The organism is Bradyrhizobium sp. CIAT3101 (genome assembly GCF_029714945.1).
In the GTDB taxonomy this organism is placed as follows: domain Bacteria; phylum Pseudomonadota; class Alphaproteobacteria; order Rhizobiales; family Xanthobacteraceae; genus Bradyrhizobium.
On sequence record NZ_CP121634.1, the window covers coordinates 7,449,536 to 7,474,878 of the forward strand.

At 62.1% G+C, this 25,343-nt stretch carries 18 protein-coding genes; 12 read left to right on the forward strand and 6 right to left on the reverse strand.

The features are described from left to right. Positions 1–24 precede the first annotated feature (24 nt). Positions 25–1,176 carry an alpha/beta hydrolase gene (locus QA645_RS34775; protein WP_283045721.1) on the forward strand — a complete coding sequence of 384 codons (1,152 nt, stop codon included), beginning with the start codon at positions 25–27 and terminating at the stop codon, positions 1,174–1,176. A gap of 34 nt (positions 1,177–1,210) precedes the next feature. Here the strand turns inward: QA645_RS34775 and QA645_RS34780 are convergent, their stop codons facing one another. Continuing rightward, positions 1,211–2,026, reverse strand: coding sequence for a response regulator transcription factor (locus QA645_RS34780; protein ID WP_254129212.1), 816 nt, complete (start codon positions 2,024–2,026; stop codon positions 1,211–1,213). A gap of 296 nt (positions 2,027–2,322) precedes the next feature. Between QA645_RS34780 and QA645_RS34785 the strand changes: the two genes are divergently transcribed. After that, entirely contained in the window at positions 2,323–3,171 is an 849-nt protein-coding gene (locus tag QA645_RS34785) for an MBL fold metallo-hydrolase (RefSeq protein WP_283045722.1), read from the forward strand. Positions 3,172–3,274: 103 nt separating this feature from the next. Here QA645_RS34785 and QA645_RS34790 read toward each other — a convergent pair whose 3' ends face one another. The 3 genes from QA645_RS34790 to QA645_RS34800 form a co-directional block, all read right to left on the reverse strand. Then, the gene (locus tag QA645_RS34790) at positions 3,275–4,159 is read right to left on the reverse strand and encodes an aldose 1-epimerase family protein (protein ID WP_283045723.1); all 885 of its coding nucleotides are present in this window, start codon (positions 4,157–4,159) and stop codon (positions 3,275–3,277) included. Between the two features lie 128 nt (positions 4,160–4,287). Beyond that, positions 4,288–5,601: a UDP-glucose/GDP-mannose dehydrogenase family protein gene (locus tag QA645_RS34795; protein ID WP_254129209.1), complete on the reverse strand. Its 1,314-nt coding sequence runs from the start codon at positions 5,599–5,601 to the stop codon at positions 4,288–4,290. A gap of 161 nt (positions 5,602–5,762) precedes the next feature. Beyond that, a complete protein-coding gene (locus QA645_RS34800) occupies positions 5,763–6,782 on the reverse strand; it encodes an NAD-dependent epimerase (protein WP_283045724.1) in 1,020 nt (339 codons plus the stop codon). 272 nt (positions 6,783–7,054) lie between these two features. On the opposite strand from QA645_RS34800, the gene QA645_RS34805 reads away from it, so the two are divergent. Together QA645_RS34805 and QA645_RS34810 are read left to right on the forward strand one after the other, a co-directional pair. Beyond that, entirely contained in the window at positions 7,055–8,170 is a 1,116-nt protein-coding gene (locus tag QA645_RS34805) for a glycosyltransferase family 1 protein (RefSeq protein ID WP_283045725.1), read from the forward strand. A gap of 67 nt (positions 8,171–8,237) precedes the next feature. Further along, complete coding sequence (locus QA645_RS34810) at positions 8,238–9,395, forward strand: glycosyltransferase family 4 protein (protein ID WP_283045726.1); 1,158 nt, start codon at positions 8,238–8,240, stop codon at positions 9,393–9,395. A gap of 12 nt (positions 9,396–9,407) precedes the next feature. Here the strand turns inward: QA645_RS34810 and QA645_RS34815 are convergent, their stop codons facing one another. Further along, on the reverse strand, positions 9,408–9,545 hold the full coding sequence (locus tag QA645_RS34815; protein WP_254192231.1) for a hypothetical protein: 138 nt from the start codon (positions 9,543–9,545) through the stop codon (positions 9,408–9,410). A gap of 679 nt (positions 9,546–10,224) precedes the next feature. On the opposite strand from QA645_RS34815, the gene QA645_RS34820 reads away from it, so the two are divergent. The 6 genes from QA645_RS34820 (at position 10,225) to QA645_RS34845 (ending at position 17,894) form a co-directional block, all read left to right on the forward strand. Then, positions 10,225–11,328, forward strand: a complete 1,104-nt coding sequence (locus tag QA645_RS34820) for a polysaccharide biosynthesis/export family protein (protein WP_254129204.1) — start codon at positions 10,225–10,227, stop codon at positions 11,326–11,328. Positions 11,329–11,557: 229 nt separating this feature from the next. Then, positions 11,558–12,745: a glycosyltransferase family 4 protein gene (locus QA645_RS34825; RefSeq protein WP_254129203.1), complete on the forward strand. Its 1,188-nt coding sequence runs from the start codon at positions 11,558–11,560 to the stop codon at positions 12,743–12,745. Between the two features lie 51 nt (positions 12,746–12,796). Continuing rightward, entirely contained in the window at positions 12,797–13,996 is a 1,200-nt protein-coding gene (locus QA645_RS34830) for a glycosyltransferase family 4 protein (RefSeq protein WP_283045727.1), read from the forward strand. A 69-nt stretch (positions 13,997–14,065) separates the two neighbouring features. After that, a complete protein-coding gene (locus tag QA645_RS34835) occupies positions 14,066–15,478 on the forward strand; it encodes a hypothetical protein (RefSeq protein ID WP_283045728.1) in 1,413 nt (470 codons plus the stop codon). 182 nt (positions 15,479–15,660) lie between these two features. Next, positions 15,661–17,103 carry an oligosaccharide flippase family protein gene (locus QA645_RS34840; RefSeq protein ID WP_283045729.1) on the forward strand — a complete coding sequence of 481 codons (1,443 nt, stop codon included), beginning with the start codon at positions 15,661–15,663 and terminating at the stop codon, positions 17,101–17,103. Between the two features lie 44 nt (positions 17,104–17,147). After that, positions 17,148–17,894 (forward strand): hypothetical protein, encoded by a 747-nt coding sequence (locus QA645_RS34845; protein WP_254129199.1) that lies wholly within the window; start codon positions 17,148–17,150, stop codon positions 17,892–17,894. A gap of 35 nt (positions 17,895–17,929) precedes the next feature. Here QA645_RS34845 and QA645_RS34850 read toward each other — a convergent pair whose 3' ends face one another. Beyond that, positions 17,930–19,024, reverse strand: coding sequence for a glycosyl hydrolase 53 family protein (locus tag QA645_RS34850; RefSeq protein ID WP_283045731.1), 1,095 nt, complete (start codon positions 19,022–19,024; stop codon positions 17,930–17,932). A gap of 251 nt (positions 19,025–19,275) precedes the next feature. Between QA645_RS34850 and QA645_RS34855 the strand changes: the two genes are divergently transcribed. Next, a complete protein-coding gene (locus tag QA645_RS34855; protein ID WP_283045733.1) occupies positions 19,276–20,388 on the forward strand; it encodes a glycosyltransferase in 1,113 nt (370 codons plus the stop codon). Positions 20,389–20,657: 269 nt separating this feature from the next. Next, entirely contained in the window at positions 20,658–25,268 is a 4,611-nt protein-coding gene (locus QA645_RS34860; protein ID WP_283045735.1) for an RHS repeat protein, read from the forward strand. Positions 25,269–25,343: the final 75 nt, after the last annotated feature.

Here is a 25,343-nt window from a genome sequence, read left to right on the forward strand (position 1 = left end):
AATCGGACCTTTTCGAGTCGGCGCATGACGCGGTTTCACTGGCTCTCGTTTATTTTGATCGCCAGCCTCGCCATGGGCCTCACCCTGGCCAACGCGCCGGCGCGCGCCGCCCAGTTCTACGTCGAGGATCTGCGCATCCCGATGGCGGAAGCCGGACCGCAGGGGCTGGAGGCGTTTCTGGTTCGCCCGGCCGGGACCAAGCGCTATCCGCTGGCGCTGCTCAGCCATGGCACGCCGCGCAGCTTCGGCGATCGCGCGACCATGAACGCGCGCGAATATTACGGCATTGCGCTGGAATATGCCCGGCGCGGCTTCGCCGCCCTGATCGTGATGCGGCGCGGCTACGGCACATCGCCCGGCGGCCGGGTCGACAGCGTCGGCGGCTGCGCCAATGCCGCCTATCTGCCGGCGGCCGCGGTAGCGGTTTCGGATTTGCGCGCCGCGATCGATGCGATGGCGCGCCGGGCCGACGTCACCACGACAGGCATGATCGCGGCCGGCCATTCCGCCGGCGGGCTCGCCACCGTCGCCCTGACCGCGCAGCCGCCGCCCGGTCTCGTCGCCGCGATCAGCTTCGCCGGCGGCCGCGGCTCGCGCGACGACGACGAAGACGTCTGCAACGAGGATGGGCTGGTGCAGGCGTTCGCCAGCTTCGGCAAGACCTCGCGGGTGCCGATGCTGTGGGTCTACGCGGCCAACGACCTTTACTTCGGCCCGGATCTGGCGCGCCGCCTCTACGCCGCCTTTCGCGCCAATGGCGGCAACGCGAAATTCGTCTCCGCGCCGTCCTATGGCGACGACGGCCACTACCTCTATTCCGTGGCGGGCCGCCCGCAATGGACGCCTTATCTCGACGCCTTCCTGCGCGAGCGCGCCCTCGCCCACGACATTCTGAGCCCGCCCGACCCGCTGCCGCCGCCCGGCCATTTCAGTGAGGCGGCGAAAGCCGAGTTTGCGCGCTATCTCGCCAGCACCACGCCGCACAAGGCTTTCGCGGTGTCGCCCAATGGCGGTTACGGCTGGCGCTCGGGGCGCACCACCGTGGACGATGCGCAACGCGATTCGCTCGCGGCCTGCATGAAATGGTCGCCGACCTGCACGCTCTATGCGGTCGACGACCAGCTCGCGGCAGCGACGCGGCAAATCACCACGGATCAAAGCGCCCGCACACGATAGCTGCGCGGGCGATCAGGTCTTTCGCGAGATGGGATCAGAGCCGTTCGCTGAGCGCGAGCTTGTAGCCGACACCGGTGACGGTGGCGATGACAGGCGTACCGCTGCCGACCAGCTTGCGGCGTAGCCGCGCCACCAGCGCATCGACCGTGCGGATGTCGACCTCGGCCTGGCGGTTACTGACGACCTCGATCAGATAGTCGCGGCTGAGCGGCCGTCCGTCCGCACCGACGAGTGCGGCGAGCAGATCGAACTCGGCGCGCGTCAGCGCCACCGGCTTGCCGTCGCTGCCGAGCAGCTCGCGCCGCGTCAGATCGATGATCCAGTCGCCGAAGGCGATCGAATTATGGTTGCGCGCCGCCTTGCGGTCGATCGAGCGCCGCCGCAACACGCTGCGCGCACGCGCGAGCAGTTCGCGCAGATTGATCGGCTTGGTGACGTAGTGATCGCCGGCGATCTCGAGACCGAGGATGCGATCGACGTCGGTGTCTCGGCGGGTCACGAAGATGATGCCCGCATTGCTGGTCGCTTGGATCTCCTTGGCGAGCTCGAAGCCGTCACCGTCGGGCAACTGCACGTCGAGGAAGACGAGGTCGGTACGCGCGCGCAGCGCCTGGCGACATTCCGCGCAGGTCCCGGCGCCGATCACGTCGAAATTGTTCTCGCTGAAGTAACCGACCAGCATCGTGCGGGTTACCGGATCGTCTTCGACCACGATCAATCGCTCGCGCCCAATGGGACGCAATTCCTGAAGTGCGGAATCAGCCACGATGTTGGATGTCCTGTGTGCCTGCGACCCGGCTCGAAAATTCGAGTCGCCGCGTGATGCGTTGTCATGTGAACGAACATTCACGGCTTATTCGAGCCCCCGAAACTGCCTGCCGGAATACTAGGCTTCTTGTTTCGCCCAAACAATATAGGTCACGGTATTGCAGTATTAAGTATGAATTGGCCCACACTTCTCACTGAGCGCATGGATGTGTGGACCTGGCTCGCCGGACCGGCCCCGGCCGCACCCGGCACCGACAATTCCGTTCATCCGAATTCGGATTCAACTGCTGGTTAACGTAACGTCCGCTTCGATCTGACCGGCACCGCCTTCGAACCTCATTTGACCAAACCGACGAGTTGCATACGGGAGTAAGCGCCATGGAAGTCATTCTGCTCGGCACCGGCGGTCCGCGCCCGGACCCACGTCGCATGGCAACGACGACGTTGATCAGGCTCGGCGAAGAGAACATCCTGTTCGACGCGGGCCGCGGCGTCATGGTGCAGCTCAGCAAGGCCGGCGTGCCGCTCGGCGCCATCAACACGGTCTTTCTCACCCATCATCATTTCGATCACATCGGCGACCTCTACGACGTGATGCTGAATTCCTGGATGCATGGGCGCAAGGACGATCTGCGAATCTATGGGCCACCGGATACCGAACGGCTCGTCAACACGCTGGTGACGCAGGTTTACGACAAGGACATCGCCTGGCGCGACCAGGGCGAGCCGACGTTCGGCGGCTGGAAACCGGTGGTCGCAACCGACATCGTTCCAGGCCCCGTTCTCGATACCGGTCGCTGGAAGATCAGCGCCGAGCTCGTTTCGCATGGCGACGGGCTCGACATGTCACCGGCGTTTCTCGCGCGCTGGATGTGTCTCGGTTATCGCTTCGAGGCGGACGGCAAGGTCATTGCGATTTCGGGCGACACCGTCCCCTGCCCCGGCCTCGAGCGGCTGGCTGAGGGCGCCGACCTGCTCGTGCAAGTCTGCTTTCTCGCGACGCCGGAGATCAACAACGACCATTTCCGGCGGCTTGCGAAATACACGCTGGCTTGCGGTGACACCGTCGGCAAGATCGCGGCCAAAGCAGGCGTCAAGAAGCTGGCGCTGACCCATCACCGTCCCCGCACCGACGACACCATGCTGAACGCGCTCCTTGCGGATGTCCGGCGGGATTATTCAGGTCCCGTCGTGCTCGGCGAAGACCTGACGCGCATCGAGGTGTGAGAGCAAAGCGCGATGAGATGTGGATGAATCTTCATCGCGCTTCAGGTTGTTGTTTGCGCATGATCTTTCCGGAAAACCGCTTCACACTTTTCCGGATCATGCTCTAGGATATTCCCACGTCGACCCGAAACGACAACTGCTCCTCAGCGCCGGGTGCGATGTGCATCAAGCCCGGCTTGTCGCTGAATTCGCCGTCGAACGCCTTGGGGCTGGCATAGCCGCGCCAGGGTTCGATGCAAAGGAACGGCGCGCCTGACGGCTTCGACCAGACGCCGAGTTCGCGAAAGCCGCGCCAGGACATTTTGAGCCAGGGCCCGGTGCCATCCGTGGCGGCATAGCGGACCCCGCGGCTGTTGACGGGATCGAGGATGACGGCGTCGCTGCTGAACAGCGCTTCCGACAAAGGAAGTACAGTGCCTCGGACCGGGCTCGGATCCGTATCCGCGAGCAGGAGGCCGCCTTCGACACGGTGAACCGGGGACGGCTCCTCGTGCGTGAATGTCAGCGCGTAGCTCTGCTTCGGCACACCAGGGCGAAGCGGCCAGTTGAAAGCGGGGTGGCCACCGAGCGACACCGGCAGCGTCTCCTTGCCGGTGTTGGCGACCGTGAGCGAGAGATCGAGACCGAACGCATCGAGCGCATAGGCCGCCGTCAGCCGAAACGCGAACGGATAGAGCGCACGCGTCGCCTCGCTGTCCTCGAGCACGAGCGCGCAACGGTTCTCGCCACGCTCCGTCCAGGCAAAACGGCTGTCGCGCGCGAAGCCATGCTGGGTCATCCGGTAGGTCTTGCCCCGGTATCGCATTTCGTCATTGGCGAGACGCCCAACGATCGGAAACAGCAATGGCGCATGGCGCGCCCAGGCGGGACCTGCCTGCCAGACGAATTCGGTGCCGTCCTCGTGCCTGAGCGAGCACATCTCGGCGCCGTGCGCCTTGATGGTCGCGGTGAGGGAGCCACTGCGGATCGTGTGGGTGTCGTCGGTCATGGCAGTCTCCATCGCGGCAGGCGCGCCCGCATCATATCGCATCGGAAACGATTTCGCCCGCCTCACGATGAGGCGGGCGATGATCAACTCGGCATGATCGGTCAGGCTTGGACCCTGAGCCTGGGACCCTAAGCCTGGGACGACCGTCCCACGCTTTCATAAACGAAGCCGGCCTCGGCCATCTCTTCGGGGCGGTAGATGTTGCGGAGGTCGACGACGACGGGCTGCGCCATGACGCTCTTCAGCCGGTCGAGATCGAGCGCGCGGAACTGCACCCATTCGGTGACGATGACGATTGCATCGGCGCCTTGTGCGCAGGAATACGCATCCTCGGAATAGGTGATGTTGGGCAGTTCGCCCTTGGCCTGCTCCATGCCGACCGGGTCGAACGCCTTCACCTTTGCGCCCATGTCGATCAGGCCGGTCACGAGAGGAATCGACGGCGCGTCGCGCATGTCGTCAGTGTCGGGCTTGAAGGTGAGGCCGAGCACGGCGATGGTCTTGCCGCGCAAGGAGCCGCCGAGCGCCTGGCTGACTTTCCGTGCCATCGCGCGCTTGCGGTTCTCGTTGACCGCCAGCACGGATTCGACGATGCGCAAGGACACGTCGTAATCCTGCGCGATCTTGATCAGCGCCTTGGTGTCCTTCGGGAAGCAGGAGCCGCCGAAGCCAGGACCGGCATGCAGGAATTTTGTGCCGATGCGGTTGTCGAGGCCGATGCCGCGCGCGACTTCCTGGACGTTGGCGCCGACCTTTTCCGAGAGGTCCGCGATCTCGTTGATGAAGGTGATCTTGGTCGCGAGGAACGCGTTGGCGGCGTATTTGATCATCTCGGCGGTGCGGCGCGCGGTGAACATCAGCGGCGCCTGGTTCAGCGACAGCGGACGATAGATGTCGCCCATCACCTTGCGGCCGCGCTCGTCGGACGTGCCGACCACGACGCGATCGGGGAACTTGAAGTCGCGGATCGCGGCGCCCTCGCGCAGGAACTCCGGATTGGAGGCGACGACGACGTCGGCCTTGGGATTGGCCTCGCGGATGATGCGCTCGACCTCGTCACCGGTGCCGACCGGTACGGTCGACTTCGTCACGACGACGGTGAAGCCGGACAGCGACTGCGCGATCTCCTTCGCGGCAGCGTAGACGTAGGAGAGATCGGCATGGCCATCGCCGCGACGCGACGGCGTGCCGACCGCGATGAACACGGCATCGGCATCCGCGACCGGCTTCGACAGGTCGGTGGTGAAGTCGAGGCGCTTGGCCTTCACGTTGGTCGCGACCAGTTCGTCCAGGCCCGGTTCGTAGATCGGGATCTCGCCGCGGTGAAGCGCAGCGATCTTCTTCTCGTCCTTGTCGACGCAGGTGACGTCGTGACCGAAATCCGCAAAGCAGGCTCCGGACACCAGTCCCACATAACCCGTGCCGATCATCGCGATTCGCATGAAAAACTCTTTCCGTTGACGACGGATGTTTCACTGAACACCCTAGACCAATTCTCTATCCGGTCGCACGCCCAACATTAGGGCAAGCTGCTTCGCAAGCCGAACAAACCTTAACCGTCGCCACCCGAGTCTTTTTGTTGTCTTGCCGTTCGCTTCGGCGATCACACGCCGTGGTACTTTCGATACCATTCGACGAAACGCGCGAGGCCTTCCGCGATCGGCGTCGACGGCGCGAAACCGACGGCGCGCTGGAGGGCGGAGATGTCGGCGCGCGTCTCCAGGACGTCGCCGGCCTGCATCGGCAGCAGCTTGCGGATCGCGGGCTTGCCGATGATCTTCTCGAGCGTCTCGACGAACTCGAGCAGCTTGACCGACCTGTTGTTGCCGATGTTGTAGACGCGGTACGGCGCATAGCTCGACGAATTTTCAGGCCGCTCCGCGTTCCACGCGGGATTCGGAGCTGCGGGCCGATCGAGGGTGCGGATCACGCCCTCGACGATGTCGTCGACATAGGTGAAGTCGCGCCACATGTCGCCATTATTGAAAATCTTGATCGGCTCATTCGCGAAGATCGCGCGCGTGAACAGATAGGCGGCCATGTCGGGCCGGCCCCACGGACCGTAGACGGTGAAGAAGCGCAGGCCCGTCACCGGCAGCTTGTGAACATGCGCAAAGGTGTGCGCCATCAGTTCGTTGGCCTTCTTGCTCGCGGCATACAGGCTGACCGGATGGTTCACCGATTGCTCGGTCGAATACGGCAGGGTGCGGTTGGCACCATAGACCGAGCTCGACGAGGCGTAGACCAGATGCGCCAGGCCATGGCGCCGGCCGGCCTCCAGCACGGTGACAAAGCCGTCACAATTGGCGCGGATGCTGGTGATGGGATCATCGATCGAGGCGCGTACGCCCGGCTGCGCCGCAAGGTGGACAACCCGATCGGGCGCGACTTCATCGAATACGCGGATCACCGCGGCAAAATCGGCAAGGTCGATCTCGTGGAAGCTGAAGCCCGGAAGATGCTTGAGCTTTTCGAGGCGCGCGCGCTTCAGCGCCGGATCGTAATACGGTGTGAACGCATCGATACCAACGACCTGTTCGCCACGCGCCAACAGCCGTTCACAGACATGCATTCCGATAAAGCCGGCAGCGCCGGTCACGATCACTGGTCGCAAAGTTGTCATCTCGTTCATTCCGCGAATGCAATGCCAGACCAGGACATGAGAGGCAAGGTTTTGACGATGACGATCTCATCGAGTCAGTCTTGATCATGTAAGCGCATCGAAATGTGTAGGAAACATGATGGCATCATGCATCCACGCATGCTATCCGGCTGCAAGGATGCTCGGACGATAGCGCTGCATGTGCTAGAGATCATATCAACCGTCCATTCCGCGCGGATGCCCAGTCTTGAGGCACCAACCGCGCAAGACACGCGCAAAGAAAAAGATCGACTTTGAAACTCTCCATCAACGGCAGGTTCCTGACACAATCGCTGACAGGCGTGCAACGCTATGCCGCCGAGATCGTCAAAGCGATGGACCGCCTGCTCACGAGCGGCAAGGCTGCACAGCAACTCCTGGATGCGGAGTGGCAGATTCTGGTGCCCCCGGATGCCCAGACGCTCGCCGGCCTCGACCGCATCAAGGTGAAACAAGTCGGAACCTTGCGCGGGCACGCGTGGGACCAGGTCGATCTGGCGCGCGCGGCCGCCGGCACGCGCCTCGTCAGCCTCGCCAATTCCGGGCCGGTGCTCCACCGCGACCATCTCGTCGTGATTCACGATGCGCAAGTCTTCAAGCGGCCGGACTTCTTCAGCTGGAAATACCTCGCTCTGCATCGGTCGCTCGGACATTTGCTGGCGCGCACAGCAACCATTGCAACGGTTTCGACGTTTTCACGCAACGAACTTGCCGACGTGCTCTCGCTGGATCCCGGATCGATCCCGATCGTTCCAAACAGTGCGGAGCATTTCGCCTCGGTCGCGCCCGACTTCTCGATCATCGAGAGCCTGCGTCTCGAACCCTACCGATTCTTCCTGTTTGTTGGCTCGATGACGAAGAACAAGAATGTCGACACCGCCATCCGTGCCGCCGAGCGGCTCGGCCGCACCGATGTTCCGCTGGTCGTGGTCGGAGGCGACAACAGCAAGGTCTTTGGCGGCGGCGTGACCGAGCAGAAGGCCGGAATCGTCATCGCCGGCCGCCTCAAGGACGAGCAAGTCGCCGCACTGTTCGCCCGGGCTGCTGCTTTCGTGTTTCCAAGTCTCTACGAGGGCTTCGGCATTCCGCCCCTGGAGGCGATGTACTTCGCCTGCCCGGTGATTGCGAGTTCCGCGGAAGCCGTTCGCGAGACCTGTGCCGACGCCGCCGTCTATTTCGATGCGCTCAACCCTGGCGAGCTATCCGCACGAATGCACGAAAGAATCGATCTCGGCAGGATTTCGCCGGCGGAACAAGCGAAGCAGCGGGAGCGGCTCGCGACCTATTCGTGGACCAAATCGGCCGCCGCCATGCTCGACGTGCTCGCCAAATCGGCTCCGCAGGCCGCATCCGGCGGAGCGGCGCGATGATGCGGCCCAAATATTGCTGCTTGGAGACGGTACACATGGTCTCTGCAAGACAAGGAAGGATCGACCGTTGTCCAGCGGCCTGAAGGTTCTGCATGTCGCCGAAACGGTGAGAGGCGGCATCGCAACCTATCTCAACGAGCTTCATCCGCATCAGAGCGCGAGCTTCGGACGCGGCAATGTCAGCTATGTCGTTCCGTCCGATCATCGCGACGATCTGGTCAACATCGAGGATGAGGCGGTCACCACCTTCCCGCGCGACGGTCGCAACGCGATCGGCCTGTTCGCCATGCTGTCCGCGACCATGCGCGCGGTCCGGCAGCAACGACCGGACATCATTCACCTGCATTCGTCGTTCGCCGGGCTCGTGGTGCGGCCGGTGCTGTGGCTGACGTACCGACGCTCGCGCATCGTCTATTGCCCGCACGGATGGGCCTTCGGCCGCGAGACGGGCCGTCTCAGCCGCGCGGTCACGGAGTTCACCGAGCTCCTGCTGTCGAAGCTGACCCATCGCATCGTCTGCATCTCGGAGAGCGAGCAGGTCGATGCCAGGCGGGTCGGAATCGCGGCAAATCGTCTCGTCCTCGTGCATAACGGGATTTCCAAGCAGCGCCCCGCGCCCGATACGCGCGCAGCATCATGGCGGTCGGAGAAGATCAAGGTCCTGTTCATCGGACGCCTCGACCGCCAGAAGGGATATGATCTCCTGATCGAGGCGGCCCGCGCGCTCGGAGACACGCTGGATGTGCGCCTGATCGGCGCCTCGGTCGTCAGCAAATTCCGCAGAAGCGACCTGCCCTCCAACGTCTCGCTGCTGGGCTGGATGGATCGCAACCAGATCGAGGCCGAGCTGGATCAGGCGGACATGGTGGCGATTCCGTCGCGCTGGGAGGCATTCGGCCTCGTCGCCATCGAGGCGATGCGGGCGGCCAAGCCGATCATCGCATTCCGCATCGGCGCCCTGCCGGAAATCGTCGAAGACGGCGCCACAGGCGTGCTGTGCGACGAAGTCTCGCCCGAAAAGCTGGTTGAAGGATTCAAGCGCGCAACCAGGCTCGACCTATCTGCAGTCGGCCGGGCCGGATATGAGCGTTTCACCCGCCTCTACGACATCGAGCAGACCCATCGCAACCTGAGTGCGGTCTATGCCGACGTGCTGCAATTGAGCGAGAGCGAGGCCGGCGAGGCCAAGCTGCAGTCCGATTTCCCGAACAATCTGCGACCGTAGAGACCTTGTCGATCAGGCCATCCGGCGGGCGTCGTCCCGCGCCAGATCGGCGTCGATGACGCGTTGATCGGAGAACGACCACGCGATCGCGAACATGACGGCCATCGCACAGATGAGAAAGCCGGCCGCGAACAGCCCGGTTTGCAACATTGTCTTCGCCTTCCCTTTTGTTTGCCCGACACCTAGCCGGAACGGGATTAGGAAGACCTTACGGACGCCAGCGTGACGCCAGCTTCCAAATCTAGGGGTTAATGGAGGCGGAATCCCGTGACGGAATTATCGATGCAAATCCTGACGGGCCACAGCGAAGCCCGCCGTGTGCCCCGCGAAATACAACGCAGGGACGCTCTGATTCGAATTCGACACCTGGAGTTTATGGCTGGAGTTTATCGCTGGAGTTTGCGACGGCGCCGCCTCGCGGAGATGTCGTCGGATGCGACGGTCGCGCTCGCGCGCTGCTCGCTGGATGAACCGAGGACCCAATCGTGACATCGATCTGACACTGGCATGTCTAATTTGCGAGTTGCTTAGAAAAGAGCACATCTCGCACAAGATTTGATCAGAAAAATGCTCGTGTACGCGTGTTCACAAGTTGCAATAAGGTCACAGCCATAAGTGCTTTACCATAATCACGAAGACGCAGCAGTGACTCAGTAGCTGGACAGTTGCTACGGTGATTCAGATTTTACGTGTGTACGAGGGAATGACATTGGCTAATACCGAGCAAGCTCACTCGAATTTCGGGATTAGCCGGATTCTGGCCGTTGCTGCGATCAGCATGTCTTTGGCTGGCTGTTCGGGCTTCATTCCGTTAGACGCTCCCGATGCCGTGTCCACGCAAACACATGCGGCGCTCGTCACCGAGCCGACCGCGCCGCTCGCCTATGCTCTGATGCCGGTCAATCCGGCCGTGCTGCAGGCGACCAACGGGTTTACGGACAGCAACGGACTGATCTTCTCGCGCCTCCCCGGCGGCAATTACCGTGACGTCACTATCGGCGTCGGCGACATCGTCACCGTGACCGTGTACGAAGCCCAGGCTGGCGGCCTGTTCATTCCGCGCGAAGCCGGCGTGAGGCCGGGCAACTTCGTCGACATCCCGCGCCAGCAGGTCGACCAGTCCGGCAACATCAACATCCCCTACGCCGGATCGATCAAGGTCTCGGGCCTGACGCCGCGCGCCGTCTCGAACATCATCCGCGAACGCCTCAAGGATCGCGCCATCGATCCGCAAGCGGTCGTGAGCGTCGCAGAACAGCGCGGCAACCAGATCAGCGTGCTCGGCGAAGTCAATTCGCCGCAACGCTTCCCGGTCGACCCGGGCGGCATTCGCCTGATGGGTGCGATCGCGCGCGCCGGCGGCCCGAAATATCCGTCCTACGAGAGCACGATCACGATCAAGCGCGAGGGACGCACCTACAACGAGACGATGTCCTCCGTCGTGCACCATCCGGACCAGGACGTGCTGCTCGCTCCGGGCGACGTCGTCTTCCTGACGCGCATTCCGCGGGTGTACATGGCGTTCGGCTCGACGCCGTCGCCGGGTTCGATCGGCGGCACCAACAACCGCCGCTTCACCTTCGAGAACGACAACATGTCGCTCGCCGAGGCGCTCGCGAAGGCCGGCGGTCTCGATGGTTCTCGCGCCGATTCCAAGTCGATCTACGTCTATCGTTTCGAGCCGAAGCCGCTGCTCCAGCAGATCGGTGTCGACGTGTCGCAGTTCCCGACCAAGACCATTCCTGCCGTCTACAAGTTCGACATGAGCAAGCCGGATGGCTGGTTCCAGGCTGACACGTTCAGGATGCGCGACCACGACGTGATCTCGGTCGCTGAATCGCCGTCGACCGAGTTCATCAAGCTCATGGCCCCGCTGGACGCAGCTTCAACGAACGCGTCGAATATCTCCAGCGTCGTGGTCAACTCCAAGTAACGCCACGCTCGAGACTCTCTCTTGCCCGGATCTCGCCACGCGCGAAGATCCGGGCGGGATGTCATGGCCCGCTTCTTGAATATCGTGTGACAATTTCGGCCTCATTCCGACGTGATCGTTCACGTCGTTTTGGGTTCGAATGCGATTGCAGAGCCAGCTATTGCGTGGCAAGCGAGGTGCACCCCCCGTCTACGATCAACGCATGAGGCGATCGTTGAAGATACTTATCGTGAACACCCTCTATCCTCCCGACATCATGGGCGGAGCAGAGGTATCGGTATCGCTGCTCGCAGAAGCCTTCATGCGCAAGGGCCACCAGGTCGCCGTCGTCTGCCTGCAGGAGGCGGGCGACGTCTCGGTAGGAGATCGCAACGGCATCCGCACCTATCGGGTGCAGATCGACAATACATACTGGCCGTTTGGACAGACGCGGAAACCGCCACGGATCGACCGGCTGCGATGGCACTTGCGGGATACCTGGAACAGGCGCGCAGCCAAGCGCTTTGCCGCGATCCTCGACACCGAGAAGCCGGACGTCGTTCACACCAACAATCTGACCGGATTCTCCGTGTCGCTGTGGGCAGAGGCCAAGCGTCGCAATATCCGTGTCGTCCATACGCTGCGGGACTATTCACTCATCTGCAAACGGTCGACGCTGTTCAGCAAGGGCGATACGTGCAAGGAGCGCTGCCTGGCATGCAAGACGATGACCGTGCCGTATCTCTATGCCTCGCGCATGGTCGATGCGGTGGTCTCCAACAGCCAGTACGTGCTGGACCGGCACCTGAAACCCGGCTTCTTCCCGGGCGTACCTCACAAGGTGATCTACAACATCGCGGACGCCAGCGCGGGACTTGCCCCGCCGTCTCCGGACGCCGACCTGGCTTTCGGCTTCATCGGCCGGATTGAGCCCGAAAAAGGCATCGATGTCGTCCTGAAAGCAGTCTCTCTGCTCCCCGATTCGGGCTGGCAACTCAAAATCGCCGGAAAGGGCCTTGAAGCTTACGTGAGAGAGCTGAAGGGACGGTATGATAATCCGAGGATCAAATGGCTTGGCTTCGTGAAGTCCGCGGAATTTTACTCCGCCGTGGATGTTTGCCTAATTAGCTCGGTTTGGCCTGAGCCATTGCCGCGGACACTGATAGAAAGCATCAATGCCGGACGCGCGACCATTTGCTCAACCGCCGGCGGAATACCAGAAATCTCTCATTTCTCGACGACACTCGGCTCGTACGAGCCAAGTGACCACCACAAACTGGCCGAACTGATGAAGCAGGCAATCAGTGAGGCGGCAAAATGGAAGCAGACTTTCCCGCCTCGGCCTGACTTTGCAGCCAGCTTCACACCGGAAGCTGTCACCGGACAATATCTCGACGTTTATTTGGAAGGCACTTCGAACACCGATGGAGAAAGATGAGAAGAACTCTCGGGGTTCGTTCACAAATGTATATTGGATGAGATCCTTCCCATGAGGATATTGATCACATCGTCACTGTACCCGACACCGGGCGCACCGAAGGTGGTCGGCGGGGCCGAGATATTCGTGCGCCGCATTGCCGAAGGCCTTTTGAAGAGTGGCGATGAAGTCGAAGTCGTTCGCGCCGCCTCGCTGCCTGAGCAGGCGATGGAGACGAGCAACGGCATCGACGTATATTCGGCGCCGGTCCACAACATCTACCGGCCCTTCACCGGACAGCGCAGCGCGCCTGCGCGGGGATTGTGGCACGCGACGGAGGACTGGCGTCAAAACGCTGAACTTGTGGCCAGCAGGATCAAGGCATTCAAGCCCGACGTGCTACACTCGAACAACCTCTCGGGCCTCACCACGGCGGTATGGAAGACGGCGGCCGAGCTCAATGTGCCGGTGCTTCACACGTTGCACGACTACTACCTGACCTGCCCGCGGTGCTCGCGCTTCTCGAAGGGGAAGGCCTGCGAGCATACCTGCATGAGTTGCAGGCTGCTGACCATCAATCGCCGAAGCGCAACCAAATATCTGCGCGGCGTCGTCGGCGTGAGCCAGCGCATCCTCGACATCCATCTGGAGACGGGCCTGTTCGCCGATACGCAGCTGCGCAAGGTCATCCCCCATGCATCGACGATGCCGGTCTCCGCGCCTTCGAAGTATTCCGCGGGTCCCATCCTGACCCTCGGATTCATCGGCCGTCTGACCGAAGAAAAAGGCATCTACAATCTCATCAAGGCGTTCGCCTATCTTCCCCATGACAAGGTGCGCCTCGTCATCGCGGGCGTCGCGGAGGCGGAGATACAGCACGAGATCCGGGCCATGGCGCCGAAGGCGAGGATCGAGTTTCTCGGCTTCGTCGAGCCCGAGACATTCTACCGTCAGATCGACGTCGTCGTGATTCCGCCGATCTGGGAGGAGCCGGGCCCGCTCGTCGTTGCTGACGCGCAAGCCGCACGAAAGCCTTTCCTCGGAACGCAATTCGGCGGAATTCCCGAGGCCGTGAAGCGCGGCGCCGTCGGCTGGCTGACCGCGCCCGATCCGAAGTCGCTCGCAGACAGCATTCTGCGCATCATGTCGAATCCCGCGGAGCTGGCGGCGATGGTCGACAAGCTCAACGAAAAGAACAACCATCGGACATTCACCGATGTCATCGCCGAATATCGCGACGCCTTCGAGCTCCTGAGCCGGCACAAGCAATAGCACTGGGATGACCGGTTTGCGCAACGAGCCCATTCCGTCCTGCGCCTCAGCCCGCGGCCTGAACCTCCCATGACCCGTCTGTTCGCGCTTGTCGGCGTCGTCTACCAGAGTGCGGCGGCGATCATCCTCATCTTCCTGCTCGGCCGCATCCTCTCGCCGCTCGCTTACGCCAATTTCTCCCTCACGCTCGCCTCCAGTCAGTTGCTCAGCGTGCTGATGTTCGAATGGCTGCAACTGGCCGGCGTGCGCTTTCTGGCCGCCGCCATGCCGGACGACGCGGCGCGACTGAGAACGTCCCTGTTCGGCGCCGCGCTCGCCAGCGCGCTCGCGCTTCTGGTGATCGGGGGCCTCGCCGTGTCGATCGCGCCCCCGATCGCCGCGAGCGTAGGTCTGGTCGGCCTTGCACTGGCCGTAGCGCAGGGCGCGACCGATCTCCACTTCATGGTTGTCCGCGTCTCGCACCGGCTTGGCGCAGCCGCGTTTCTGCTCATTCTGCGAGCCACGCTGATGGTGGGCGGCGCGACGGCCGCCGCGTGGCTGTACGGCACGGCGCAGGCGGCGCTGCTCGGCATGCTGGGCGCGCAAATCGCCAGCCTGATCGCCGGGCAGTTGCTGCATCCTCACAAACTTCAGAAGGTAACGCGCCCGACCCTGCTGGAGGATTGGAGCGGCTTCGCCCGCTACGGGATGCTCGCCGCCGGCGCCTCCGTGCTTCACCTTTCGGTCCCGGTCTCGATCCGCTTCGTCGTCGTTTCAGCGCTGGGCGCGAGCGCTCCCGCGGTCACCGCGGGCTTCTCGATGGCGATCGATCTGCTGCAGCGGCCGTTTGCAGTGCTGGTCGCGGCCATCCACACCGTCAACTATCCCGAAGTCGTCCATCAATATGAGCGCGGCAGTGCCGACGACTCCCGCGCGGCCGTTGCCCATCTGCTCGATTTCATCATATGCGCCACGTTGGTGATGCTCGGCGGCCTGATCGGCTTTCTGCCGGACGCGGGACAATTATTCGTTCCGGCGTCCATTCTGGCGAGCTTTCTCCAGACTTCGGCGGCCGCGGCCGGCTTCTATTTCATGCACTGCCATCTGCAGTCCACGCTCGCGATCACGCCCCATCTGACGAAGTCCGCCACGCGTCTCGTCGTCGTCGCCCTCTGCCAATTGCTGCTCGTCCTCGCAATAGCCGTGCCGACGCAGGCGATCACGGGAGCGCCGACCTATGTCCTGGTCGGCGCGATCATCGCAACCGGGATCGTCATCGTGCTCGCGGCGGGACCCATGGTGCGGTTCGGCGCAACGCCGCGATGGGGGCTCGTCGCAGCATCCGTCGCGGGCGCCACGCTCATCGGCGCATTTTCGGCGGTGCCCTCGGCGTCCGCGCTTGGGCTGGTTGCGAAGATTGTGGCCGCAACCGCCATCGTCGCGCTCCTCGCGTGGAAAGGGCGCTTCCTCGAGCCCGCCGGCGCATCCCGATCGGATGTGTAACGACAGCGTGACGCCGCGATGCTCGCCAGAATGAAAAATGGCCTGCCCAACAACTTGGCAATGCCTGCTGCCCGATTGCTTGTCTTGCCAGTTGTGCATGTGCGAGATAAACGCGCGGGTGCAGGGCTGGGCCGCATGGAACCTGAGTGGGCGTCATCCCGTGGCGCCCGGAGATCGACGTAATGCTGAAAAACCTGCTGTCGATGTCCGGCATGAACGTTCTCAAATCCGGCCTGCAATTCGCGATGACCGTCATGATGACGTATTTCGCAGCACCGGCCGAATTCGGTCTCGTCACCTTTTCACTGCCGTTCGTCGGATTCATCGCGCTGTTGACCGATCTGGGCATGTCGAGCGCCATGGTGCAGCGGCAAACGCTCGATCGCGACGACGCGGGCGCCGCGATCACGCTGATCTGCGCCATCGGCCTGCTCTGCGCCGTGATCCTGGCGATCATCTCCGCGCCTCTCGCCGCAGGTCTCGAGATGGAGGGATTGGGAAGCGTGCTCGCCACGCTGTCGATTTCGGTGGTGCTCTCCATCGCCGCCCTCGGCCCGCGCGCCGTGTTGGAACGGCACCTGCGCTACCAGGTCGTGGCCAGCGTCGAGATCGTCGCCGTCATCGTTTCGGTGCTCACCTGCGTTCTCGGCGCTTTCCTGGGCTGGGGCGTCTGGGCGCTGGTTGCCTATTACGTGGTGGTCCAGATCGTTCGTGCCGCGGCCTTCGCCATCATCGCGCGCAAGGATGTGCAGCTCAACTTTCAATGGGGCCGCGTGCGCTCGATCCTGACCTTCGGCGGTTGGGTGCTGGCGAGCAATCTGCTCAACTTTGCCGGTCGCGCGGTTGGCAACGTCCTGATCGGCGGCGCGGTGGGCGCGGCCGCCGTCGGTCTGTACGGTCTGGCTTACCAGATCATGATCCTGCCGCTGATGGTGATCACCTGGCCCGGCAGCGGCGTGCTCATGGCGACGCTCAGCCGTCAAGCCGCCAAAGGATCGCTGCAGGAGCGCAACGAGATCATTTGCGGCGTGCTGTCGCTGACGGCGGCCGTGGTCTTTCCCGGCATGCTCTATCTCACGTTCGGCGCCGACTACCTTTTCACCGCGTTCTTTCCGGCCAAATGGACCGGCATCATTCCGCTGGTCGGGCTGATGTCGATAGCCGGTGCGGCGCAGTCGATCACCGCCTACAGCGGCGCCATGCTGCTGTCGCGGGGCAAGGCTCAGCTGCAATTCTGGGTTTCGACCGCGAACAGCATCTCGACCATCGTGGCGTTCGTCATCGGCCTGAGATTCGGGCTGATCGGGATCATCAAGATCTATCTTGCGGTGACGCTCATCGTGTCCGTCGCCACGATGCTGATCACCTCCTGGGAGACCAGGCTGCCGGTATTCGATCTGGTCAAGGCGCTTGCGCCCGCAACCGTCGCCACGCTGCTCGGCCTCTTTGCCGCAAATCGCGTCATGGAGATGGCCGCCACGCCGAAGTCAGCCTGGCTGCTCGGCACGACCGCATACGTCCTGACGATCGCGATCAGCTACCTGCTGTTTCATCGGCAACTGGCACGGAGCCTGCTCGGCCTGCGGGATCTCGAACTGAACAAGGAGCGCGTCGCTGCGACCTAGCCATCCCGCCGCGAGAGATTGATGAGATGACATCGAAAGGACCCATGAATATCCTGATCATGACGGCGACCATCACGCCGAAAGCCGACGTGCGAAGCCTTGGCCGGAAGGATCCCGCCCTCCGCCGCAAGGACTATGAAGACGCGCTCTGGTTCTACGGCCGGCTGGTCGGCCAGTGCATCGACCAGATCGTCTTCGTCGAGAACTCGGAATCCGACTTGTCCAGTCTCGAGGCCATCGCCAAGCAGTTGAACATCGTCGACAAGATCGAGTTCATTTCCTTTCCCGGGCTCGACTATCCCCAGATGTACGGCCGCGGCTACGGCGAGCTGTTCCTGCTCGACTACGCGATGGCGAACTCGCGCTTCATCAGGGAATGCGACGCCGACACGCCGATCTGGAAGATGACCGGCCGCTATATCGTCCTGAATCTGGCCAAGCTGATCCAGAAGACCCCGAAGGGGTTCGCCTTCTACGTCAACATGCGGAACTACCCCAAAAGGGTGGTCGACATGTACATGATGGCGTGGACCAAGGCCGGCTATCGCCAATACCTGCAGGGCAAGTGCAAGCTCTACGAGGAGACGTCCGCCGCCGCGTTCCCCGAAAAGGCGCTGCGCGATGATTTCGAGGCCGCGCCGAAGACGTCAAAATTCCTTCCACGGTTCCGGACGGTGCCGCTCGTGAGCGGCATCCGCGGCCTCGATAACAAGGGATATGCAACCGACAACATCTGGAAGTTCTACATTCGGGTCGCCCTGGACACGGTCTGCCCCTGGCTCTGGATCTAGGACGAATGTTGCCACGGGCGCGGCGTGTGCCGCGCCTACATTCCGCGCTTTGTCAGTTCCTCGGCCTCATGCGGCGCAAGCTGCCCTCCGGCGAAGCGTGACAGCATGTAGAGCGGAACCTTCGGCGTTTTGAGGTCGTACATCAGGCCGAAGCGGTTTTCCGGCGGGGCCTTCTTCGGCTCGTCGAACAGCTCGTAGATCAGCACGCTCTCGACGTCGGCATCGACCTGATTGGCGATGAAGCTCAACGTGGCGTGCAGGCTCTTGTAGCACGTTTCGGTGAGAGGCTTGCCGGCTTCGTTCTCGTAGGCCGGCTTGTAGATCTCCGCGCAATTGACCTCGTTGAAGACCACCGGCTTGCCATAGGTCGCGAGCTTCTTGAACAGATTGTAGGGCTGCCTGCTGCCGCCCCACGCGCGGTTCGGATTCTGATTCAGGACTTCATAATAGTGATAGGAGATGACATCGAATCCAACGCCCTTCGACGCCATGAAGTCGAGGAAGCCGAACATCGTCGACGTGGTGTTGAGCACCCGTCGCAAATGCGTCCCGTGCTCGCGATTGATCTTGTCGATCGCATCCGACATGCCCTTGAGGACCGCGACCCAGTCGTTCATGACCGGCATGTCGAATTCCTCGGCGGTCCAGCCGTGGCCATAGAGCTTCTTGCCGCTGGAATCCAGCGCCAGAAGGTTGATCTCGTTGCCCATCTCCCAATCGTTGATCTGGTCCTTGAAATTGATCACGAAGGTGTAAGTTCTCGAATAGGCCTGCTGATACAGCGCATTCCAGTCGCCGGCCGGATACTTGCCTCCGTCGGTGCGATCGCCCCAGGCAAACGGAGTAGCCAGGATCGGCTTGAGCGTGATGCCGTAGGTCTTGGCCAGCGCCAGCATGTCCCGGTACATCTGGACCTCGTAGGGATCGGTATCCCGCGCGAGATTTGCAGCGACGCGGTATTGCGTGAGCCCGCGGGCTCGCATGACCTCAAAGACCGCCTTCAGATCGACGCGCCGTGCGTCGGGACCATCGACCCCCCAGGTGAGCGGACCCGCGCTGGCTTTCTCGATGGATGCCACCAGACCGAGCGTCAGCAGCACCACGGCCAGAAACATTCTCTTTACTGCCACGAACATCGCGCCTCCATGCGCCCGAGAAACTGCATGCATCCGATTCCGATCCACCATCACCTGCATCTGCGCGACCGACCTTCACAATATGATCACAATGAGTCCTCACCGGCAAAGCGCGGCCGCTGTCGGAGCGAACATACGTTTGCACGCTTTTGTGGCGAAAATTGCCGGAGGAATTGCCGTTCCAATTCGACTGAGTATCTATAATGTCGCCCGAATGGAACGACTTAACGCCAAGCGAGAGTAAATTGTCGAACGCTCCCCTCGAATCGAAGCCACCGATCGTCCTCAATCGCTCGACCGAAGCGGGGCGCTCGGTCGCATGTGTCATCGTGACATACGGACGACGCGAGCAGCTGGTGCGGCGGACCGTTGCCGCCGTTCAGGCCAGCCCCGCGGTCAAACGCGTGATCGTGGTCGACAATGGATGCAACCGGCCGGTGATGGTTGACGATTTCGCAACCATGCCTCCCGTCGACGTTGTCAGGCTCGATTCAAATCTGGGATCGGCCGGCGGCTTTCACGCCGGCATCACCGCAGCCCAGCGGCTCGAGGACGCCGATTTGGGGTTCGTCCTCATTCTGGACGACGATAATGTCGGCGAGGACGGCTTCCTGGATCGCTTGCTCGCGCTGCATACGGCGCTCGGCGCGACGGACGATATCGGGCTGTGCGCATTGCGCAGGCATCGGGGCATCTATCCGACCCTGCTCGCCGATCAGAACGCCGTGGCCATCCGCGCCAACTCGTTCCTGAACTTTCATCTCGCCTCGCTTCCGTCGAAACTTTGGCGGCGGTTTGCGCGGTCCGCGCGGCGGAATCCGGAAAATTACGGGGAGTTTCATCTGCGCCGGATCGAGACCGCACCGTATGGCGGACTCCTGCTGCCGATCGGCGCGGTCCGGAAGGTTTCGCCTCCGAACAAGGAGTTCGTCCTCTACAGCGACGACCACGACTACTCGCTGCGCCTGATGGACGCAGGCATCGCCATCTATCTGACGGATGTCGGTTGCATCAACGACGCCGAAGAATCCTGGGACAAGAAGCCGAGCGCCAGCGCGCGCAGCGCGCTCGTCAGCCCCGACGCACCGGCGTGGCGGCTCTATTATGCCTGCCGGAACCGGATCTTGATTGAGAAACGGTATACAACCTCCCCGATTGTCTATCGAATCAATCGAACGAGCTACGTTGGCCTGCTCGCGATCGAGGCAATCCTGGCTTACCGCAGCCTCAATGGTGCCAGAAAGGCGCTTCGTCCGCTGCTCGAAGCCATCGCCGACGGCGACGCACAGCGACTTGGGTGGCGAACCGAATATCAATTGCCGGGCGCATCACCATCGAGCACTGCGTCCGCGCATTAGCGCACGACGAATCATTTTCGATTGCGCAAACGATTCACGCGACTGTCATGGAACATTCCGTAGAACGACGGGCCAATTGTGAATCGTAATTAGGCAATCGCGTCCAGTTCCTGCGAGGAACAAGCAGTGTCGCGCAATGTGCTGAAAATACTTGCAGTTCGTTCCGCGAAAAGCCGCGGATATCTACATCTTTAGCCTTCTTTCTAACGTCACTGACAAACTCTGCCGCTACGCATGGAGCAACACAGCGGGCATCACCAGAGTAAGTCATGGCGACCATCACCAGCAGCGATCAAACTGTTCTCTCGGCAAGCGCGTTCACAAGTTCAATCGGCGTCAACACGCACGTGTCATATGCGTGGGGCAGCTACAACAATCTGGCTCTCGTCGAAGCCGATCTCAAATATCTCGGCGTCACCACGCTTCGTGACGGTTTGACGAACATCCCGGCAGCGCAGCCGGTGCTCGATGGCCTGGCGAACGACGGATACAAGTTCGACCTCGGCGTCTCATCGTCGATCCCCGCAACAGGTTCCGCGGGCCTGCAGCAGTACATCGCCGCGCTCGATGCGTTCGAGGCGGCACACCCGGGCAGCATCATCGCGCTCGAAGGCCTGAACGAGGTCAACCTTCAGGCGTTCAGCTACAACGGCAGCTCGACGATCGAAGCGGCCGCGCAATTCCAGCAGGCGCTCTACACCGCGATCAAGGCCGATGCGAACCTTTCCAAGCTTCCGGTCTACAATCTGACCCTCGGCTACGACGATCCCAGCGATTTCGCCAAGCTCGGCAATCTCGGCGCGTCCTCGGACTACGCCAACTCCCACGCCTATGTCAGCACCGGCACCACGCCGGGTGCCGCGCTGGCGTCAGCGTTGAACCTCGCAAGCTCGGTGTCTCCCGGCGATCCCACGGTCATCACCGAAACCGGCTACACCACGCTGAGCACCACGCCGTATCTCGGCGTGAACGAGTCGGTGCAAGCCAAGTCGATCCTCAACACCTTGATGGATGCCTTCAAGGACGGTGTCGGCACGACTTATCTCTACGAACTGCTCGACCGCAATTCGTCCAGCAGCGATACCGATGCGCAGAGCCATTTCGGACTGTTCTACGACGACGGCACGCCCAAGCTGGCGGCTACCGCGGTCCATAACCTGACGACGATCCTCAACGATGACGGAACCGGCAGCGGCCAGCCGACGAGCCCGCTGAGCTATACGCTGAGCAACATGCCGGACTCCGGCAACAGCATGGTGCTCGGCAAGAGCAACGGCGCCTACGATCTGGTCGTCTGGGCCGAGCCGAAGGTCTGGGATCCGAAGACCAACACCGAGATCAGCAATCCGAGCCAAACCGTCACGGTAGAGCTCGACGGCGTGCATCAGTCCATCAAGGTCTATGATCCGACCAGTGGAACCGACCCGATCGAGACCTTCACCAATGTCAGCTCGTTCACGATTCCCGTGAGCGATCACCCCATCATCATCGAGATCGACGGCGTGGCCCGCGCGCCCTCGAATCCGGCCCAGGCCACCGACGTCACCGGCACGGCCGCCACGATCGTCGCGGAGCTCGCCGATCTCTCTGCATCCCCCACCCTGCATTCGATCACGCTGACCGACACCCACGTGCTCGCCGTCGCGTCAGTGTCGACGATGAACTACATCATCTCGCACTACGGCAACGCGCTCGCGGCGATCCAGGGCGGTTACTCCTTCTCCGTCACGACCTCGACGTCGAGCTGGAGCGAGACGAAGTTCTTCAACGCGTCCGGCACGCTGACGGGAACGCAGACGTCGAACTTCTCCAACGGCGTCATCACCAGCAAATCGCTCGTCAACGTCGACTCGAGCAGCGACACGATCCTGTACGCGGCCGGCGTCAAGACGCAGGAAGTGATCGTCAGTGCAAACGGCGCGAAACAGACCATCAACTACAATTCGGACGGCAGCATCTCGAGCGAGACGGTCGCCGCCGCCGACAAGACCGTCACGACGACGGTCTACACGAACGGCCTGAAGTCCAAGGTCTATGTGACCAATGCCGACGGAACGCACACCAACACGTTCTACGGCATCACGGGGCAGGCCTACGCGACCCAGATTCAGACCACCAAGGCCGATGGGACGATCACGTCCATCACCAACCTGCACGCCGACGGCACGACGCAGTACACCAAGGTGCTGAACGCCGACGGCAGCACCACCACGGATCTCTACAACAGCGCCGGTCAGAAGACGTCGGAAGTGCGCAACTACACCGACGGCTCAAGCCTGACGACGAACTACGACACCACCGGTACGGTGACGCAGACCGTCGCGAAGGCTGCCGGCGGCGCAAGCACGACAACCAACTATAGCGCCGGCGTGCTGGCGTCGATCTACATCACCAGCGCCGACGGTACCAAGGAAGCCAAGCTGTTCACGGCCGGCGTGATCGCCAGCGATCAGGTCCAGAAGACCGACGGATCGTCGTCGATGACGGTGTATGCCAACGGCGTCAAATCCAAGGTGTACGTCACCAATGCCGACGGCACCCACACCAACACCTTCTACAATATCACCGGCCAGGCCTACACGACCCAGATCCAGACGACCAAGGCCGACGGAACGGTCACGTCCATCACCCAACTGCACGCCGACGGCACGACGCAGTACACCAAGATCACCAATGCGGATGGTGGCACCACCACCAGCTTCTACAATACGGCCGGGCAGAAAATCACAACCGTCCAGAACTTCCAGGACGGCTCCAGCCTGACCACGACCTACAACACATCAGGGGTCGCGACGCAGACGGTTTCGAAGGCCGTCAACGGCACAGCCACGACGACGAACCTCAGCGCCGGCGTTCCGACGTCGATCTACATCATCAACGCCGACGGCAGCAAGGAAACCAAGCTGTACGCGGCCGGCGTGATCACCAGCGATCTGGTCCAGAAGACCGACGGATCGTCGTCAATGACGGTCTATGTCAGCGGCGTGAAATCGAAGATGTATGTCACCAACGCCGACGGCACCCACACCAACACCTTCTACAACATCACCGGCCAGCCCTATACGACACAGATCCAGACGACGAAGGCGGACGGAACCGTGACCGCCTTCACCAATCTGCATGCCGACGGCACGACGCAGTACACCAAGATCACCAATGCGGACGGCAGCACCACCACCGGCCTCTACAACACGGCCGGCCAGAAGATCACCGAGGTGCGCAACTACACCGACGGATCGAGCCTCACGACGACCTACAATACTTCGGGCGTCGTGACGCAGACCGTGGCCAAGGCCACCAACGGCACCACGACGACCACCAACCTCAATGCCGGCGTCCAGACCTCAATCTACATCACGAGCGCCGACGGCACCAAGGAGACCAAGCTGTTTACGGCCGGCGTGATCGCCAGCGATCTCGTCCAGAAGACCGACGGGTCGTCGACCATGACGGTGTTCGCCAGCGGCGTGAAATCGAAAGTGTACGTCACCAACGCCGACGGCACCCACACCAACACTTTCTACAACATCACCGGCCAGGCCTACACGACCGAGATCCAGAAGACCAAGGCCGACGGCACCATCACGGCGATCACCGATCTCCACGCCGACGGCACCCTGCAGTACTCCAAGGTCGTCAACGCCGACGGCAGCGTCACCACCGACCAGTATGACAGCACCGGCCACATGACGACCGAGGTCGTCAACTACGCCGACGGCTCGTCGCTGACGTCCATCTACAATACCGCAGGCGCGGTCACGCAGACGGTCGCCAAGGCCAGCGGCAATTCGACGACGACCAATTTCAGCAGCGGCGTCAAGACGTCGGTCTACATCACCAATGCCGACGGCTCAAAGGAGTCCGATCTCTACACGTCCGGCCACCTGACCAGCACGCTGATCCAGAAGACCGACGGCTCGTCGGCAACGACGGTCTACACCAACGACATCAAGACCGCGACCTACGAGACGCATGCCGACGGCACGCACACCAATACGTTCTTCAATGTCACCGGCAAGGCCTATACGACCGAGATCCAGCAGAGCAAGGCGGACGGCACCATCACCTCGATCACCGATCTGCACGCCGACGGCACCCTGCAATACAGCAAGGTCGTCAACTCGGACGGCAGCATCACGACGGATCTGTACGACTCGACCGGTCACAAGACGACCGAAGTGCAGAACTACACCGACGGTTCGACCCTGTCGTCCACCTACGATACGACCGGCAGCGTGACCCAGACGGTGGCAAAGGCCAACGGCAACACCACGACGACCAACTTCAGCGCCGGGGTCAAGACGTCGGTCTACATCACCAATGCCGACGGCTCGAAGGACACCCAGACCTATTCGAGCGGCAAGATCGCCAGCGACTACGTCCAGAACACCGACGGCTCGAACGCGACGACCGTTTACACGGACGGCGTCAAGGCGAAGATGTACGTCAACAATGCCGACGGCTCGCACGACAATTTCTACTTCAACGCGACCAACACGGAGCACGACTCCTACAACACGGCCGGCAACCTGGCTTATGTCGACATCCTGAACTCGGACGGCACGCACAATTCGTCGGCCAAGGTCGCCGGCATCACGCTGACCGGCGGCACTGGAAACGACACCTTCGCGGTGGCCGGCGCCGGATCGACCACAATCTCGTTCAGCGGTGGCAGCGACACGGTGAACGGCTTCCACGCCGGATCGGCCACGGGCCACGACACGGTCGCCATCGCCAAGCTGATGGCCACCGACTACAGCCAGCTCCAGCTCAGCCAGTCCGGTGCCGACACCCTGATCCACGTCACGGCGAACGACACCATCCTGCTGAAGAACGTCGTTGCCGCGAACGTGACCAGCAGCGACTTCATGTTCGTCTGATCGAGCCGGGATTGCGTGCGGCGAGCGCCGCCTTGCCGCACGCAACCCGGAATCGACGGCACGCCCGCATTCAGC

Coding starts and splice junctions, on each gene's coding strand:
- QA645_RS34775 (WP_283045721.1), top strand. CDS start 25: ATGACGCGGTTTCACTGGCTCTCGTTTATTTTGATCGCCAGCCTCGCC.
- QA645_RS34785 (WP_283045722.1), top strand. CDS start 2,323: ATGGAAGTCATTCTGCTCGGCACCGGCGGTCCGCGCCCGGACCCACGT.
- QA645_RS34790 (WP_283045723.1), bottom strand. CDS start 4,159: ATGACCGACGACACCCACACGATCCGCAGTGGCTCCCTCACCGCGACC.
- QA645_RS34795 (WP_254129209.1), bottom strand. CDS start 5,601: ATGCGAATCGCGATGATCGGCACGGGTTATGTGGGACTGGTGTCCGGA.
- QA645_RS34800 (WP_283045724.1), bottom strand. CDS start 6,782: ATGACAACTTTGCGACCAGTGATCGTGACCGGCGCTGCCGGCTTTATC.
- QA645_RS34815 (WP_254192231.1), bottom strand. CDS start 9,545: ATGTTGCAAACCGGGCTGTTCGCGGCCGGCTTTCTCATCTGTGCGATG.
- QA645_RS34830 (WP_283045727.1), top strand. CDS start 12,797: ATGAGGATATTGATCACATCGTCACTGTACCCGACACCGGGCGCACCG.
- QA645_RS34835 (WP_283045728.1), top strand. CDS start 14,066: ATGACCCGTCTGTTCGCGCTTGTCGGCGTCGTCTACCAGAGTGCGGCG.
- QA645_RS34840 (WP_283045729.1), top strand. CDS start 15,661: ATGCTGAAAAACCTGCTGTCGATGTCCGGCATGAACGTTCTCAAATCC.
- QA645_RS34845 (WP_254129199.1), top strand. CDS start 17,148: ATGAATATCCTGATCATGACGGCGACCATCACGCCGAAAGCCGACGTG.
- QA645_RS34860 (WP_283045735.1), top strand. CDS start 20,658: ATGGCGACCATCACCAGCAGCGATCAAACTGTTCTCTCGGCAAGCGCG.